This is a genomic window from Kitasatospora sp. NPDC001527, assembly GCF_040298605.1.
In the GTDB taxonomy this organism is placed as follows: domain Bacteria; phylum Actinomycetota; class Actinomycetes; order Streptomycetales; family Streptomycetaceae; genus Kitasatospora.
In genome coordinates, this window is record NZ_JBEPAM010000009.1 from 15,143 (window position 1) to 30,858 (window position 15,716).

General features: G+C 76.0%; 15 protein-coding genes. 4 read left to right on the forward strand and 11 right to left on the reverse strand.

Annotation, left to right across the window (positions count from 1 at the left end; translation table 11 throughout):
- Positions 1-37: 37 nt before the first annotated feature.
- The 11 genes from ABT238_RS11985 to ABT238_RS12035 all read right to left on the reverse strand — a co-directional run bounded on the left by ABT238_RS11985 (position 38) and on the right by ABT238_RS12035 (position 10,985).
- A complete protein-coding gene (locus ABT238_RS11985; RefSeq protein WP_350571934.1) occupies positions 38-997 on the reverse strand; it encodes an alpha-ketoacid dehydrogenase subunit beta in 960 nt (319 codons plus the stop codon).
- The gene (locus ABT238_RS11990; RefSeq protein ID WP_350571935.1) at positions 994-1,992 is read right to left on the reverse strand and encodes a thiamine pyrophosphate-dependent dehydrogenase E1 component subunit alpha; all 999 of its coding nucleotides are present in this window, start codon (positions 1,990-1,992) and stop codon (positions 994-996) included. The genes ABT238_RS11985 and ABT238_RS11990 overlap by 4 nt, the downstream gene beginning before the upstream one ends.
- Positions 1,989-2,903, reverse strand: coding sequence for a phytanoyl-CoA dioxygenase family protein (locus tag ABT238_RS11995; RefSeq protein ID WP_350756848.1), 915 nt, complete (start codon positions 2,901-2,903; stop codon positions 1,989-1,991). The genes ABT238_RS11990 and ABT238_RS11995 overlap by 4 nt, the downstream gene beginning before the upstream one ends.
- Positions 2,904-2,956: 53 nt before the next feature.
- Entirely contained in the window at positions 2,957-3,973 is a 1,017-nt protein-coding gene (gene hppD, locus ABT238_RS12000) for a 4-hydroxyphenylpyruvate dioxygenase (RefSeq protein ID WP_350756851.1), read from the reverse strand.
- 76 nt (positions 3,974-4,049) lie between these two features.
- Positions 4,050-5,309, reverse strand: coding sequence for a beta-ketoacyl-[acyl-carrier-protein] synthase family protein (locus ABT238_RS12005; protein WP_350571938.1), 1,260 nt, complete (start codon positions 5,307-5,309; stop codon positions 4,050-4,052).
- A complete protein-coding gene (locus tag ABT238_RS12010) occupies positions 5,306-6,940 on the reverse strand; it encodes a class I adenylate-forming enzyme family protein (RefSeq protein WP_350756853.1) in 1,635 nt (544 codons plus the stop codon). The genes ABT238_RS12005 and ABT238_RS12010 overlap by 4 nt, the downstream gene beginning before the upstream one ends.
- Before the next feature lie 154 nt (positions 6,941-7,094).
- Positions 7,095-7,643, reverse strand: coding sequence for a hypothetical protein (locus ABT238_RS12015; RefSeq protein ID WP_350571940.1), 549 nt, complete (start codon positions 7,641-7,643; stop codon positions 7,095-7,097).
- On the reverse strand, positions 7,640-8,761 hold the full coding sequence (locus ABT238_RS12020; protein WP_350756856.1) for a beta-ketoacyl synthase N-terminal-like domain-containing protein: 1,122 nt from the start codon (positions 8,759-8,761) through the stop codon (positions 7,640-7,642). Before ABT238_RS12020 ends, ABT238_RS12015 begins: the two co-directional genes overlap by 4 nt.
- Positions 8,758-9,057 carry an acyl carrier protein gene (locus ABT238_RS12025; RefSeq protein WP_350571942.1) on the reverse strand — a complete coding sequence of 100 codons (300 nt, stop codon included), beginning with the start codon at positions 9,055-9,057 and terminating at the stop codon, positions 8,758-8,760. Before ABT238_RS12025 ends, ABT238_RS12020 begins: the two co-directional genes overlap by 4 nt.
- A complete protein-coding gene (locus ABT238_RS12030) occupies positions 9,054-9,329 on the reverse strand; it encodes a phosphopantetheine-binding protein (RefSeq protein WP_350571943.1) in 276 nt (91 codons plus the stop codon). The genes ABT238_RS12025 and ABT238_RS12030 overlap by 4 nt, the downstream gene beginning before the upstream one ends.
- Before the next feature lie 225 nt (positions 9,330-9,554).
- Complete coding sequence (locus tag ABT238_RS12035; protein WP_502884406.1) at positions 9,555-10,985, reverse strand: class I adenylate-forming enzyme family protein; 1,431 nt, start codon at positions 10,983-10,985, stop codon at positions 9,555-9,557.
- A gap of 191 nt (positions 10,986-11,176) precedes the next feature.
- On the opposite strand from ABT238_RS12035, the gene ABT238_RS12040 reads away from it, so the two are divergent.
- The 4 genes from ABT238_RS12040 to ABT238_RS12055 all read left to right on the forward strand — a co-directional run bounded on the left by ABT238_RS12040 (position 11,177) and on the right by ABT238_RS12055 (position 15,488).
- The gene (locus ABT238_RS12040; protein ID WP_350756859.1) at positions 11,177-12,268 is read left to right on the forward strand and encodes an alpha-hydroxy acid oxidase; all 1,092 of its coding nucleotides are present in this window, start codon (positions 11,177-11,179) and stop codon (positions 12,266-12,268) included.
- Between the two features lie 53 nt (positions 12,269-12,321).
- Positions 12,322-13,095: a methyltransferase domain-containing protein gene (locus ABT238_RS12045; RefSeq protein ID WP_350756862.1), complete on the forward strand. Its 774-nt coding sequence runs from the start codon at positions 12,322-12,324 to the stop codon at positions 13,093-13,095.
- A gap of 75 nt (positions 13,096-13,170) precedes the next feature.
- On the forward strand, positions 13,171-14,112 hold the full coding sequence (gene lipP1, locus ABT238_RS12050; protein WP_350571947.1) for a LipP1 family hormone-sensitive lipase: 942 nt from the start codon (positions 13,171-13,173) through the stop codon (positions 14,110-14,112).
- The gene (locus tag ABT238_RS12055) at positions 14,109-15,488 is read left to right on the forward strand and encodes an aminotransferase-like domain-containing protein (protein ID WP_350756865.1); all 1,380 of its coding nucleotides are present in this window, start codon (positions 14,109-14,111) and stop codon (positions 15,486-15,488) included. The genes lipP1 and ABT238_RS12055 overlap by 4 nt, the downstream gene beginning before the upstream one ends.
- Positions 15,489-15,716 lie beyond the last annotated feature (228 nt).

The window sequence follows — 15,716 nt, forward strand, 5'->3', positions numbered from 1 at the left end:
CGTAACGGCCGCCCCCGGTCGGTATCCTGACGCATCATCACTTCATGACGGCGCGCAGTGCGTGGCGCAGCTGCTCCCGGTCCGGCTGCAGGGCCCGGTCGAGCGCGGGGGCGAACGGCAGCACCGCGCCGTCGGGCCGGGTGACCCGCCGCGGCGGGGCGACGAGCCGGAACTCCTCGGCGGCGGTGGCCAGCACCTCCGCGCCGATCCCGCAGCTGCGGTTGGAGTCGTCGATCACCACCAGCCGCCCGGTGCGCTCCAGCGAGGCGCCCAGGGCGGCCCAGTCGAACGGGTACAGCGTGCGCGGGTCGAGCACCTCGACCGAGATCTCCCCGGCCAGCTCCTCGGCCACCGCCAGCGCGTCGTGCACCAGGTGCCCGACGGCGACCAGGGTGACGTCGGTGCCGCCGCGGTGCACCCGGGCGCTGCCGAGCGGGACCGGCGCCAGCTCCCAGGTGACGGTCTCGCGGACCGCCAGCGCGGCGGCCGGGGCGAAGACCACCACCGGGTCCGGGTCCCGGATCGCCGAGCGCAGCAGCCCGTAGGCGTCGGTCGGGGTGGCCGGCACGACGGTCTTCATCCCGGCGTGCGCGAACAGGCTGTATGGGTGGTCGGAGTGCTGGCCCGCCCAGCCGTCCCGGGAGCCGGAACCGGGGACCAGACAGGTGAGCGGGACACCCGCCTGGCCGCCGGTCATCAGCGAGAACTTGTGGGCCTGGTTGACGAGTTGCTCGAATACCAGGAAGAGCAGCGAGGGGATCTGGAACTCCAGCACCGGCCGCCGCCCGGCCAGGGCCGCACCGAGTGCCATCGCGGTGAACGCCTGCTCGGAGAGCGGGGTGTCGACGATCCGCTCCGGCCCGAACCGGTCCAGCAGCCCGAGGGTGGGTCCGGCCATCCCGGCACCGATGTCCTCGCCGAACACGCAGACGGCGGGGTCGCCGTCCAGCTCGTCGGCCAGTGCCCGGTTGAGCGCCTTCGTATACGAGAGTCTCATGCCACCGCCCCCGCCCGGGGCCGCAGCCCGGAGGCGTACAGGTGGTCGGCGGCGCCGGCCGGGTCCGGGTGCGGCGAGGCGAGCGCGAACTCCTCGGCCGCCGCGAGTTCGGCGGCCACCTCGGCGTCCAGGGCGGCGGCGCGCTCGGCGCCGATCGCGGCGGCGGCCCGGGGGAGCGGGTCCCGCTCGCGCCAGGCGGCCACCTCCTCGGGGGTGCGGTAGCGCAGTTTCATCCGCCGTTCCATCGTGTGGTGGCCCTCGAACCGGTAGGTGCGGCACTCCAGGAAGCCCGGACCGCCGCCGGACCTGGCCCGGGCGACGGCCCGCTCGGCGGCGGCCCGGACCGCCTCGGTGTCCATGCCGTCGACCTCGGCGGCCGGGATGCCGAAGGCGGCCGCCCGGCCGGTGGCGCTGCCCGCCACCGCGGCGTCGGCGGGCAGGGTGGTGGCGTAGCCGTTGTTCTCGCAGACGAAGAGCACCGGCAGCCGCCACATCGCGGCCAGGTTGAGCGACTCCAGCAGCACACCCTGGTTGAGCGCGCCGTCGCCGAAGAAGGCGACCGCCACCGCGTCGGAGCCGGCCCGCAGGTCGGCCCAGGCGGCGCCGACCGCGATCGGCGCGCCGGCGCCGACGATGCCGTTGGCGCCGAGGATGCCCAGCCGCAGGTCGGCGGCGTGCATCGAGCCGCCCCGGCCCCGGTTGGACCCGCCGACCCGCCCGGCCAGTTCGGCCAGCAGCCGCGCCGGGTCCAGGCCGCGGGCCAGGACGTGGCCGTGCCCGCGGTGGGTGGAGGCGAGTCGGTCGCCCGCCCCCAGCGCGGCGCAGACGCCGACCGCGACGGCCTCCTGCCCGATGTACGGGTGGATGCCGCCGGTGATCACCCCGGACTTCACCAGGTCCAGCGCCCGCTCCTCGAAGGAGCGGATCAGCCGCAGCATCCGGTACCGCCGCTCGGGCGTGTCGAGCGCGGCGACGACGGGTGCCCCAGGGATCACAGCACTCCCCGCCAGACGGTCGGGCAGAAGTCCGGGTCCGCGTAGTCGGGGCGGCCGTCGGCGGTGCGCCGCACCAGCACGTCGTGGTTGTAGACCACCGTCTCGCCGTCCGGGCGGGTGGCGAGCCGGTGGGCGTTGGCGCCGTCCTGGAGGTGCAGCGAGACCGCCCGGCGCGGGTAGGAGGCCAGGTTGGGGCCGCTGCCGTGGTAGGTGCGGCAGTGGTGGAAGCTGACGTGGCCGCGCGGGATGATCATCGGGACCTTGCGGACCTCGGTCCCGTTGTACTGCGCGTTGGCGTCCAGGATGGCGTCCAGCTCGGAGTTGTCGCGGTCGGCGAAGTGCCGGGTGGAGTCCTCCTCGGAGGGCAGCTCCTTCCACCGGTGGCTGCCGTCCACCATGGTGATGGTGCCGTTCTCCTCGCCGCAGTCGTGGAACGGCAGGAAGGCGGTGAGCATCCGCTCCGAGGTCGAGGTCTGCCAGTAGTGCTTGTCGAAGTGCCACGGCACCTGGTTGCTGGGCTCGCCCGGCACCGGGGGCTTGTAGATGAGGGTGGCCTGGAAGATCCGGACCTCCTCGGCCTCGGCGAGCAGCGCGGCGACGGCGCCGAGCAGCGGCTTGCGCAGGATCGCCGCGATCGCCTCGCTCTCGTAGTGCACGTAGTCGTTGTGCCGCTGGACCGGGCCGTGCGCGGGCTCCCAGGAGGCCAGCCGCGGCGGGCGGACCGGCAGGGTGCGGTCGCGGTGGCCCGCGTAGTACTGATCGGTGGCGGCCTGCAGGGTGTCCAGCTCCTCGTCGCTGAACAGCTTGCGGGACAGGTACCAGCCGTGCTCCAGGTAGCCGGCCACCTCCTCGGGGGTGGGCAGCAGGGCGCGTTCGGCCTCGGTCAGGTGGAACTCGGGTGCGGTGGTCATGGGGGACGGGCCTCCTGGGGTGTGAGGGCTCGGACGGACGTCGGGCGGCGGGCTCAGACCGAGGCGGCGGCGCGCTGGCGCTCGACGGCCTCGTAGAGGGCCTTGATGTTGGCGGTGCCGAAGGTGCCGGCGCCCTGGCGCTCGATCAGTTCCACGAAGTACGTCCGGCGGGGGTGGGTGGAGCGGGCGAAGATCTGGAACAGCTGCCCGCCGTGGTCCTGGTCGACCAGCACGTCCAGCTCGCGCAGCGTCTTCACCGGGATGGCGGTGCCGCCGAGCCGCTCGGCGAGCGCGTCGTAGTAGGTGCCGGGGGTGGTCAGGAACGCCACGCCCCGGTCGCGGATGGTGCGTACGGCGGTGGCGATGTCGCCGGTGCGGAACGCCAGGTGCTGGACGCCGGCGCCCTCGTGGTCGGCGAGGAAGGTGTCGATCTGGCCGGGGCGGCGGGTGGTGTCGGGCTCGATGAGGGTGAAGGTGACCTCGCCGGAGGCGCTCTGCACCACGCTGGAGTCCATCGCCTGCTCGCCGACCTCGATGTACTCGCCGAAGATGCGGTGCATGCCGAGCGCGGCCTCGCAGAACTTCACGGCGTCCGCCAGCTCGCCGGCCGGCAGGCAGATCGCGGCGTGGTCGAGGGCGTCCAGCAGCCGCGGCGAGCCGGCCGGCTCGGGCTCGGAAGTGGCCGGCGCCTCGGGGACGAACCGCAGGGCGGTGTCGCCGAAGCCGGCCACCAGCCCGCCGGCCCGGTCCAGCACCCGGGCGCCGTGCCGCTCGGCGCGGTCCAGGGCGGCCTGCGGGTCCGGGCAGGAGAGCGCGAGGGCGGCGACGCCCTCGCCGTGCCGGGCGGCGTAGCGGGCCACCGGGTGCTCCGGGTCGGCGGCGGAGCGCAGCAGGAAGCGGATGCCGCCCTGCCGCACCAGGACGGTGCGGGCGTTCGCGGACTCGGCCGCGGCGAGCTGATCGGGTTCGGGCGCCGCGAGCGCGAAGCCGTAGTCGGCGCAGAGTTCGGCCGCCGCGGTGTCGGCGTCGGCGCAGTGGTACTCGACGTGGGCGATGGACTGGATGGACAACGGGATCTCCCCGGGGGATCGCGAGTTGACGAGTGGCCTGGCACGGGTGTCCGCGCCGCGCTGGCGCCGGGCGGCGTCAGCGGACGGACGGGGTGGAGGCGGGCTCGAAGACCAGGCTGAGGTTGTGCCCGCCGAAGGCGAAGGCGTTGCTCAGGGCGGCGGTGAGCGGGACGGCGCGGGCGGCGCCCCGGACGTGGTCCAGGTCGCAGGCCGGGTCCGGCTCGTCGAGGTTGACGGTCGGCGGCAGCGTCCCCCGGGCCACCGCGAGTGCGGTGACCGCCGCCTCCAGCGCGCCTGCCGCGCCCAGGAGATGACCGGTGGCGCCCTTGGTGGAGCTGACCGCGGGGCGGTGGGTGCCGAAGACGGTGTTCAGCGCGGCGCTCTCGGCGACGTCGCCGAGCTTGGTGCCGGTGCCGTGCGCGTTGACGTAGCCGATGTCGGAGGGCGCGAGGCCCGCGTTGGCGAGCGCGGCGCGCATCGCGTCGGCGGCGCCCGCGCCGTCGGGACGCGGCATGGTCGGGTGGTGGGCGTCGGTGGAGGCGCCCCAGCCGGTGAGGTCGGCGTAGCCGGCGGCGCCGCGGGCGGCGGCGTGCTCGGGGCTCTCCAGCACCAGGACGGCGCTGCCCTCGCCCAGCACGAAGCCGTTGCGGCGGCGGTCGAAGGGCCGGCTGGCCTGCCCGGGGTCCTCCCAACCGGAGGACAGCGCGCGGGCGTTGGTGAACGCGGCGGCGATCGTCGGGTGCAGCGAGGACTCGGTGCCGCCGCACACCACCACGTCGGCGTCGCCGGAGCGGATCAGCCGCAGCCCCTCGGCGACGGCCTGGGCGCCGGCCGCGCAGGCCGTCACGATGGCGGTGCTGAAGCCGCGGATGCCGTGCTTGATGGCGATCCGGGCGGTGGCCATGTTGGAGAGCATGCCGGGCAGCAGGTACGGGCTGACGCCGGGCCGGCCGCGGTCGAGCCGGCGGTGGGACTGCTGCTCGAAGGTCTCCAGTCCGCCGCCGCCGGTGGCCAGCACCACGGCGGTGCGGTGCGGGTCGGCGTCCTGGCCGACCACCAGGCCGGCGTCGGCGAGCGCGTCGTCCGCGGCGGCCAGGGCGAGCAGCACGAAGCGGTCCACGCAGCGGGTCTCGGTGGGCGGCAGCACCTCGCGGCCGTCCACCGCCGGGGCGAGGCCGGCCGCGCTCAGCCAGCCGTGGGCGGCGTGGCCCTCGGGCAGCGCGCGGATGCCGGAGCGGCCGGCGGTGAGCGCGTCGAAGACCTCGGCGGGCTTGCGGCCGAGCGGGGTGACCAGGCCGATGCCGGTGACCACGGCGCCCGGGCGGCGGGCGGTCATCGGGCGGCCGCCGGGGCCGCGGCGACGGAGTCCAGGTAGCGCCGGCGCAGCAGGACCTTGCGGACCTTGCCGGTGGGGCCGACCGGGATGTCGTCCCCGCCCACCACGACGACCTGGCGGACGGTGGCCGCGGCGGCCTCGTCCAGCGCGGCGGTGACGGCCTTGGTGCGGTCGGCGGCCGGGTCGGCCCCGGCGGTCAGCACCAGCAGGACGTCGGTGACCACGCGCTCGCCGTCGCGCACCGCGACCACCGTGCAGTCCAGCACGTCGGGGCAGGCGGCCAGCACCCGCTCCTCCGACATCGCGGTGAACAGCCTTGTGCCGTCGTCGAGTTCGACCGAGTCGACGGCCCGGTCGACGTGGTAGTAGTAGCCCTCCTCGTCCCGGTACATCAGGTCGCCGGTGAGGAAGCGCCCGCGCAGCCGGGTGCGGTAGGTGGTCGCCGAGTCGTTCCAGTAGCCGAGGGCCAGCGTCGGTGAGGTGGTGGCGAGTTCGCCGACCTCGCCGGGGCCGAGCGGTTCGCCGTCCGGGCCGACCAGTTCGCAGTCGACGAAGGTGTGCGGGCGCCCGACGCAGCGGCCGTAGCGCTCGGTGTCCGGGCCGTGGGTGATGAAGAAGTGCGAGTGGCCCATCTCGGTGGAGCCGAGGCCGTCCACGAACAGCGAGCCGGGGACCCGGGTGCGGCCCTCGCGGGTCACCGACTCGCGGCTGCCGGTGGCGACCAGGCGGCGGATGTGCACCTCGTGGGCGCAGTCGCCGGTGTTCCACCACAGCGCGACCGAGTCCAACCGCCGGGCGTTCAGGTCGTGGTGGGCGAGGTCGGCCCAGGTGGCGGCGAAGCCGACCACTCCGCTGGGGCGCCACTGCTCGATGGCGTCCAGCACGCCGGCGCCGGACTGGCTGGACAGCAGGGCGAGTCGGGTGTGCGAGGCGAGCGCGAGGTTGACCGCGATCAGGGTGGCGGCGTGCGGGGCGGGCAGGGCACTGAGCATCCGCTCCTGGCCCTGCGGGCGCGGCAGCCGGGCGCGGTGGCGGATCGCCGCGTAGAGGCTCGCGTGCGAGTGGACCACGGCCTTGGGCAGGCCGGTGGTGCCGGAGGAGTGGGTGATCGCCACCGGGTCGCCGGCCCAGTGCCGGTAGGGCTCCGGGGCGGCCTCCGGGTCGCCGGAGGCGAGGGTGGCGATCTCCGGCAGGGCGGGGGCGCCGGTCTCGTGGCCGGCCAGCGCGGCCAGGTGCGGCGCGTCGGCGAGGACGCCGACCGGGCCGAGCTTGGCGATGTAGCGGGCGGCCCGCTCGCCGTCCAGGTGGGGGTTGAGCAGCGCGGGGATGGCACCGAGCCGGGCCAGGGCGAGGAAGGCGAGCACGTGGTCGGCGGCGTCGCTCGCGTACACCACCACCGGGTCGCGCCGGCCGATGCCCAGGGCGTGCAGGGCGGCGGCCCTGGCGCGGACGGCGCGGTCCAGCTCGACGAGGGTGAACGGCTGCCAGGCGGCGTGGTCGTCCACCGGGGTGTCGAAGGTCAGCAGCGGCTCGTCGAGACCGAGGCCGAGGGCGAGGCGGCTGGTGAGGACGTTTCCGGCGCCGACGGCCGGATCGTCGGCCAGCAGGGTGCGGATACTGCGGATGCTCACGGGGTGGATCCCTCCCGGGGTGCGGGCGTGCGGGGCGTGCGGGCGTGCTGCGGCGGGACGCGGCGGGTGGGGGACCGCTCGCGCCGGGTGGTGCGCAGGGGGACGGGCCGGGGGTCGGTTCGGGGTCGGTTCGGGGTCGGTTCGGGTGGGTGGGTCAGACGGCGGCGACCAGCAGGGCCACCGCCCGGTCGGTGTGCTCCGGGCCCTCGGCCGCCGCGGAGTCCTCGCCCTGCTCGCCCTGCTCCGCGGCGATGACGAGGACCTGCTCGGCGTCGCCGTCCGCGAGCAGCAGTTCCGCCAGGTCGAGCGCGTCCTGCGGGACCCGCCCGGGTGGCGGGGCCTGGGCCGGGCTGATCGCCACCACCGGGCCGGTCAGGCCCCAGCGGGCGGCGATGTGGCCGAGGACGGCGTTCGGGTTGGACTGGAAGAACAGCAGCGGGGGCATCCGCCGTCCGGGATCGGCGGCGGCCTCCTCGATGGCGCGGGCGGTGGCGCGGTCGCCGCTCGCGCTGGCCAGCAGCAGCGCGGTCCGGCCGGGAGCCGGGGCCGTGCCGTGCCGGGCGCGCAGGCAGCGTTCGGCGGTCTCGGCCACCAGGGGGTTGAAGGAGGAGGCGGCGAAGCCGGGCAGCGGGGGGAGCGGCTCGCGCCGTTCGGCGTCGGGGTCGGGCCAGGCGGCCTCGGCGAGGATGCGCAGCGTCGTCATCGGGCGGCCACCAGGAGTGCGGTGTTGGCGCCGCCGAAGGCGGAGTTGAGGGTGAGCGCGTAGCGCGGCCGGGCGGCACGCGGGCCGTCCAGCACGAGGTCCAGGCCGATCTCCGGGTCCGGGCCCAGCCAGCCGGCGTTGACCGGCAGCAGGCCGTCGGTCAACGCCCCGACGGTGACGACGAGTTCGAGCAGTGCCGAGGCCTCCAGGGCGTGCCCGTGGACGGCCTTGCTGGAGCTGACCGGCAGCCGCGCGGTGTGCGCGCCGAAGACCCGGTGCAGCGCCATGGCCTCCGCGAGGTCGGAGAGCGTCGAGCCGGTGCCGTTGGCGTTGACGTAGCCGACCTCCTCCGGGGCGATCCCGGCCCGCCCCAGCGCGGCGCGGACGGCCCGTGTCACGCCGTGGCCCTCGGGTTCGGGGCGGCAGACGTGGTGGGCGTCGCCGGCCCGGCCCCAGCCGGCCAGCCGGGCCAGCACGGGCGCGCCACGCCGCGCGGCCTCCGGCTCGGCCTCGACCAGGACGGCGGCGGCCGCGTCGCCGAGCAGGGTGCCGCTGCGGCCGGCGCTGAACGGGCGCAGCTCGCCGTCGCGGGCGAGCGCCCGGCCGGCGTCGAAGGCGGCGAACACGCCCGGCTCGACCAGGTGGCCGGCGGCGACCAGGACCCGGGGGTGGCGGCCGGCGGCGACCAGCGCGGCGGCGTCGGCGACGGCGGTGGCGGCCGCGACGCAGGCGCCGGTGTAGGCGCGGGTCACCCCGGGGCTGCCCCAGCCCGCCGCGGCCCCGGTGGCGACCGCGGCGACGGTGGCCCGGGTGCGCAGGTCGCTGTGCAGGGCGAGCAGCACGGGCGGGCCGGCGTCGGGCGCGGCCGGGGTCAGGCCGGCCCCGCGGCAGGCCTGACCGGCCGCCGCCAGCACGGCGTCGGCCAGCGGGCGCGGCTCGGGCAGCAGCGCGGCCCGGACGGTGCGGCGCGCCGAGACGTCGAACCGGGTGACCGCGGTGAACGCGGTCTTGCCGTGGACGACGGCCTCGGTGAGCGCGGCGGGGCCGTCGCCGGCCGCGCTGAGCACGCCGACGCCGGTCACCACGGGCCGCACGGCGGGCGGGGCGTGGCGGTTCATGGCCGTGCGGCCCCCGCGGTGGCGTCGTGGACGGCGGTCGCGCCGGTGACGGCTGCGCCGCCGGCCGCGAGCACGGCCGCGCGGAACACCGCGACGGCGTCGTCGACCGTCCGGACGGCCTCGAAGGCGTCGTCGTCGAGGTCCGGTTCGATGCCGTAGCGCTGCTCGAACTCGGCGATCAGCCACGTGAGTTCGAGCGAACCGAGCTCCTCGGGGACATCCTCCGGGGCGCGCTGCCCGAACGCCGCGAGCATGGCCAGGACCTCGGCCCGGTCGGGGCGGGCGAGGTCGGTCACGCCGGGCTGCCCGTGGTGACGGTGGCGGCGGCGACCCGCTTGGCGACGTCGGCGGTGAACTCGTCGAGCGTCATCAGCGCGGTGGTCTCCATCTCGTCCAGGTCGAACTTGACCCCGAACTCGTCCTCCACCTGGACCGAGAGGTCGGCGAGGGCGAGCGACTCCAGGTCCAGGCCGGCCGGGCCGAGGTCGGTGTCGCCGGTGACCTCGGAGACGTCGTACTGCATCTCGGTCAGGGCGGCGAGGACGAACACGCGGATGCGGTCCTGCATGGTGGGCTCCTTGGGCCCGGGCGCGAGCGGCGCCCGGGGTCGTCGGGGAAGGGAAGGCGGTCCTGCGGTGTGTCGGTGGTGGCCCCAACGGGCATATGGCATGTGCCCGTTGGGGAAGTCTCCGGTGGCCGTCCGGGGCGCCGCGCGCGGCTCGGGCCGGGTGCGGCCGGGGCCGGGAGGCTGAACGGTGCGCGGCCGGGCGCGCCGGATCGCGGCGCGGCGGGGTCAGCCGGCGGCGGCGCGCAGGGCGGCCGGGTCGCGCAGCAGCTTCCCGGTGGCGGTGCGGGGGAGCTGCGGGAGGAAGGCCAGCCGGCGCGGCCGCTTGTAGGCGGCGAGCTGCTCGGCGAGGCCGTCCCGGACGAGTGCCCGGTCGGCGCCGTCCTCGGCCGAGAGGTAGGCCTCGATGGCGCCGTCGTCGAAGACCACGACGGCCTCCCTGACGTGCGGGAGCGCGGCCAGGGTCTGCTCGACCTCGGTGAGGTCGACCTTGAGGCCGCCGATCGAGACCTGAGAGTCCCGGCGGCCGAGGATGGTGACCCGGCCGGTCGCCGGGTCGAGGACGGCGGCGTCGCGGGTGTGCAGCCAGCCGTCCGCCCAGCGGGTCGGGTCGTCGAGCCCGGGGTAGGGCGAGGCGGGGGTGCGCAGCTGGAGTTCGCCGCCGACCCGCCGCAGCTCCATGCCGTGCACGGGTTGCTTGGCCGGGTGCAGGGTGCCGTCCAGGTCGGTGGCGATCACCCCGGTCTCGGTCATCCCGTACATGGTGCCGAGCGGGACGCCGTAGCGCGCGGTGAACGCGGCGGGCAGGCCCGGGCGGACGAGTTCGCCGGCCACCACCATCCGGCGCAGCTGCGGCAGTTCCGGTGGATCGGTGGCGCCGGCCAGCAGCTCGGCGTGGAACGGCACCCCGATCACGGTGGTCGGCCGGCCGTCGGCGGCGACCGAGGCGAGGATGCCCGCCGCCGTCATCCGGTCCGGGACGGTGAGCGGGGCGCGCGCGTGCAGGCTGTTGAGCAGCCCGCCGACCAGGCCGAGCACGTGCACCACCGAGGAGAGCAGGACCACCCGCTCGCCCTCGCCGGGGAACGCCGCGAGCCTGCGGTAGCAGTCGAGTTCGCGGATCAGGTCGCTCGCGGTGCGCGCGATCACCTTGGCCGGGCCGGTCGAGCCCGAGCTGAGCTGGACCAGCGCGTGGCCGGTCCCGGCGGGCCGGCCGGCGGGCAGCCGGACGGCGACCGGGTCGACCAGCGAGTAGCCGCGCAGCGCCGCGGCCGCGGGCCGCGAGGCCGAGCCGACCAGCACCTGCGGGGCCAGCCGGCCGATCGCCGCCTCGACCTCGTGGTCGGTCAGTCGGTGGTCCAGCAGCGCCACCTGCGCCCGCAGTTGCCAGGCGGCCAGGAGCACGGCGACGAAGCCCAGGGAGGGCGGCAGCCGCAGTGCGACGGTCCCGCCGGGGCCGAGGCCGGCCGAGGCCAGCCGTTCGGCCTGCTCGGCGACCAGCGCGCGCAGGGCGTCGCGGTCGACGGGCGTGCCGAAACGCAGGCACTCCTCACCCCCGGGGCCGGCCAGCAGCACCCGGTCGACCCAGTCGGCGGGAGCATCGGCATGCGGGGGTGAGGCGGGCGGCGGTGAAGAAGGGGAAAAGCCGGTCAACGCCACTCCACACAGTGAGGAGATTTGTCATGGACACTAGAGCGATGTTCAGCTGCCATCAGCAGCAATACGCCCAATTCCGTTGCCAGACCATTGCACAGACGATTGGTCAAATCAAGGTCTATACCAATGTGGTGCAGACCTCCTACGCTGCCGATCCGTGGGCCGGTCCGAACGTGGCCGGTCCGGGAACGAGGATGCCTGTGGCACCACGCACACTGGCCGGGATCGAACGCGCCGCGCGCGAGCAACTCCCCCCGGAAATCTGGGACTTCATCGAAGGCGGCAGTGGATCGGAACGCACCCTGGCGGCCAACCGGGAATTGTTCGGACGCTATGCCTTCCGCCCCCGCGTACTCGTCGACGTCTCCGTCTGCGAGCCGGCCGTCGATCTGCTCGGCACCACCCTGCAACTGCCGGTCGGAATTGCCCCGATGGCCTACCACCGGCTGGTCCATCCGGACGGCGAAACGGTGACCGCCCGGGCGGCCGGGAAGGCGGGCGCCCTCCTGGTCGCCGGCATCTTCGCCAGCCGCACCCTGGAGGAGATCGCCGCCGCCGCGACCGGCCCGCTCTGGCTCCAGCTGTACTGGCTGCGCCGCCGCGACGCGCTCGCCGCCCTGGTGGAACGCGCCGAGGCGGCCGGCTTCGCCGCCCTGCTGCTCACCGTCGACGCGCCCCGGATCGGCCGCCGGATGCGCGACCTGCGCAACGGCTTCGCCGTCCCCCCGGAGATCCGCGCGGTGAACCTCGACCCTGCCCTGATGGCCACCACCCACCGTGCCGGAAAGGGCAGTTCGGGCATCGCCGAGCACGCCAGGGAGCAGTTCGACCCCACACTGACCTGGGCCGACCTCACATGGCTGCGGGAACGCACCCGGCTGCCGCTGGTCCTCAAGGGCGTGCTGACCGCCGAGGACGCCCGGCGCGCCGCCGACCACGGCGTCGACGCGGTCGTCGTCTCCAACCACGGCGGCCGCCAGCTCGACGGCGCGCTGCCCGCCCTGGCCGCCCTCCCCGAGGTCGTCGACGCCCTGCCGCCGCACCTCCCGGCGCTGCTCGACGGCGGCGTGCGCGGCGGGGCGGACATCGCCGTCGCCCTCGCCCTCGGCGCCCGCGCCGTACTGGTCGGCCGCCCGGCGTTCTGGGGCCTGGCCACCGGCGGCGAGGCCGGCGTCGGCGCCGTCCTCGACCTGCTGCGCGACGAACTGGAGCACACCATGGCCCTGTTGGGCCGGCCCACGGTCGCCGACCTGGACCGCACCGCCCTCGCGCCCTGGCCCGGCTGACCCTTCGCGCGCACCACCACCCCTCCTACGGAACGAGCGAGAGAACGACACCCATGAGCAGACAGGACGCCTTCCCCGGCTGGGACTGGGACGACCCCGACGGCCTCGCCGAGCAGCTCGACCGGTTCAGCGCCGACGTCGCCACCTGCCGGACCCTGGAGGCCGCCGTCGGCGGACTCCCGAAGGACCACCGGGGCCTCACCGAAATCGGCGTCACCGGCCTGGAGTTCGCGGCCTTCCGGACCGCCCACCCGGCCGGCCTCGGCACCGACCTCACCGCCCTGCGCAGCCCCGACGCGACGACCGAGCCCGGCACCCTCTACCGGGTCGACGGCGACCGCTGGTTCACCCAGCTCGACATCGCCGAGCCGCTGCCCTTCGCCGACGCCTGCGTCGACTGGGTCTACGCCGAGCACCTCATCGAGCACGTCACCATGCCCGTCGCGGTCGGCTGGCTGCGCGAGGTCCGCCGGGTGCTGCGCCCGGGCGGCGTGCTGCGCCTCACCACCCCCGACCTGGCCCGCTACCTGGTCGGCTACGCCACCGGCGACGGCTTCCTCGCCAAGCACCGCCGGCGCCTGACCACCATGGGCTTCGGCCCGCCGATGCCGCAGCGCCCCGCCTTCCTGGTCAACCAGATCTTCCGGTACTACGGTCACCAGTGGATCTACGACCTCGACGAGCTGCGGCACGTCCTCACCCGGGCCGGCTTCGAGGCCGGGCGGATCCGGCACTGCGCCTACCGCGAGGGAGTCCGCTCCGACGTCGCCGACCTGGACACCGCCTTCCGAACCGACGAGACCGTCTACGTCGAGGCCGACCGCTAGAGCGTGTCCGACGATTCCCGCCGGTCGCGAATCGTCGGACACGCCCTCGTCCGGCCCCGTCCAGAGGAAACCCCGATGCCCCTGCACCCCCAGGCCCAGGCGCTGCGCGACCGCCGCGCGAGCGCCGGCACCGCCCCGCTCTACAGCCTCACCGTGGCCGAGGCCCGCGCCGCCGACCTCGCCGAGATCCGCGCCGCCGCGGGCACCCCCGAACCGGTCGCCGCCGTCGAGGAGCACCGCCTGCCCGGCCCCGGCGGCGAACTCGCCCTGCGCCTCTACCGGCCCGGGCCGCCCGCCGACGGCCGCCCGCTGCCCGTCCTGCTCTACCTGTTCGGCGGTGGCTGGACCCTCGGCTCGCCCGACACCAGCGACGCGATCTGCCGCGCGCTCACCAACGCGGTCGGCTGCGCCACCGCCTCCGTCGGCTACCGCCTCGCCCCCGAGCACCCGTTCCCGGCCGCCGTCCAGGACTGCGCCGCCGCCGCCCGCTGGCTGGCCGGGCACGCGGAGGAACTCGGCCTGGACGCCGGGCGGCTGGCCGTGGCCGGCGACAGCGCGGGCGGCAACCTCGCCGCCGTGCTCGCCCTGATCGCCCGCGACGAGGGCGGCCCGGCGCTGCGCCACCAGCTGCTCGTCTACCCCAACACCGACGCCCGCGCCGACACGCCCTCTTCGCGCGAGCACGACGACCCGGCGCTGTTCAACCGCCGCTCGGTCGCCTGGTACTGGGGCCACTACCTGGCCGACCCGGCCGACGGCGCCCACCCGCACGCCTCCCCGCTGCGCGCCCCGAGCCTGGCCGGGCTGCCGCCCGCCACCGTCATCACCGCCGAGTACGACCCGCTGCGCGACGAGGGCGAGCAGTACGCCGAGGCGCTGCGCGCGGCGGGCGTCCCCGTGGAGCTGCGCCGCTGGGCGGGCATGCCGCACGGGTTCTTCGCCATGACCGGCACCCTGGACGGCGCCGCCGAGTCCCAGGCGTACGCGGCCGCGCGCCTGCGCGAGGCCCTCGCGTGACGGCCCCCGCCGCCGCGGCGGCCCCCGGCCTCCCCCCGTCGCCGGCCGGGGCGGTCACGCTGCCGCTCGCCGAGCTGCACGGCTCCCTCGCGGACCCGCTGCTGGACGCGATGACCTTCCTCAACGAGGTCACCACCCGCTACCCGCGGGCGATCTCCTTCGCCCCCGGCCGCCCCTACGAGGGCTTCTTCGAACCCGAGGACGTCCCCGCCTACCTGGACGCCTACCTCGACCACCTGGCCGCGACCGGCCTGGACCGCGACGCGATCCGCACCACCCTGTTCCAGTACGGGCCGACCAAGGGCGTCATCAACGACCTGGTCGCCCGCACCCTGTTCCACGACGAGGACCTCGTCGTGGCCCCCGAGGCGCTGGTGCTGACCGTCGGCGCCCAGGAGGGCATGCTGCTGACGCTGCGCGCGCTGTGCGCCGGCCCGGACGACGTGCTGCTGGTCAGCTCGCCCTGCTACGTCGGCGTCACCGGCGCCGCCCGGCTGCTCGACCTGACCACCGTGCCGGTCCCCGAGGGCCCGGAGGGCGGGCCGGACCCGGAGGCCGTGCGGGCCGCCGCCCGCGAGGTCCGCGCCGCCGGGCGCCGCCCGCGCGCCCTCTACGTGGTGCCGGACTTCGCCAACCCGTCCGGCACCTCGATGCCGGTCCCGGCCCGCGCCCGGCTGCTGGCGACGGCCGCCGAGGAGGACCTGCTGGTCATCGAGGACAACCCGTACGGCTTCTTCGCCCGGGAATCGGGCGGGCGGCCCGGCGGGCGGCCCACCCTCAAGGCGCTGGACCGCCACCGGCGGGTCGTCTACCTGGGTTCCTTCGCGAAGACCTGCTTCCCGGGCGCCCGGCTCGGCTACGTGGTCGCCGACCAGGAGGTGACCGGCCCCGGCGGGCGGCGCGGCCTGCTGGCCGACGAGCTGGCCAAGCTGAAGAGCATGACGACGGTCAACACGCCGGCCCTCAGCCAGGCCGTGATCGGCGGCATGCTGCTCACCCACGACTGTCGGCTGCGGGCCGCCAACGCCCCCGCCACGGCCCACTACGCGGCCGGCATGGACGCCCTGCTGGCCGAGCTGGAGCGGTGCTTCCCGGCCGCCGAACGGGAGCGCCTGGGCCTGTCCTGGAACGTGCCGGAGGGCGGCTTCTTCGCGGTGCTCACGGTCGCCTTCGCGGCCGACGACGACGCGATGGAGCGCTGCGCGCGGGAGTGCGGCGTGCTCTGGACGCCGATGGCGCCGTTCTACCCGGCCGGCGGCGGGGAGCACCGGCTGCGGCTGTCCATCAGCTCGCTGACGCCCGGGACGATCGCGGCCGGTGTCGCCCGGCTCGCGGACTTCGTGCGGGCCGAGACCGCCCGGGCGGCGGCGCCCTGACGGGCCGCGGCCGGAACAACGGCGAACGGCGGCGCCTCCCGCTCCCGGGAGGCGCCGCCGTTCGCCCGTCCGTACCGGCCGGTGGCGCCGCCGTCAGCGGCCGTCGGCCGCCTGCGGGGCCGCTTCGGCGGCCTTGACGGGCGGCTTGGCCGCGATGGCCCTGGCCGGGGGCCTGGCGGCCACCGCCTTCGCCGGCACGACAACCAACCTTTCACCGCGCCGCCCGCG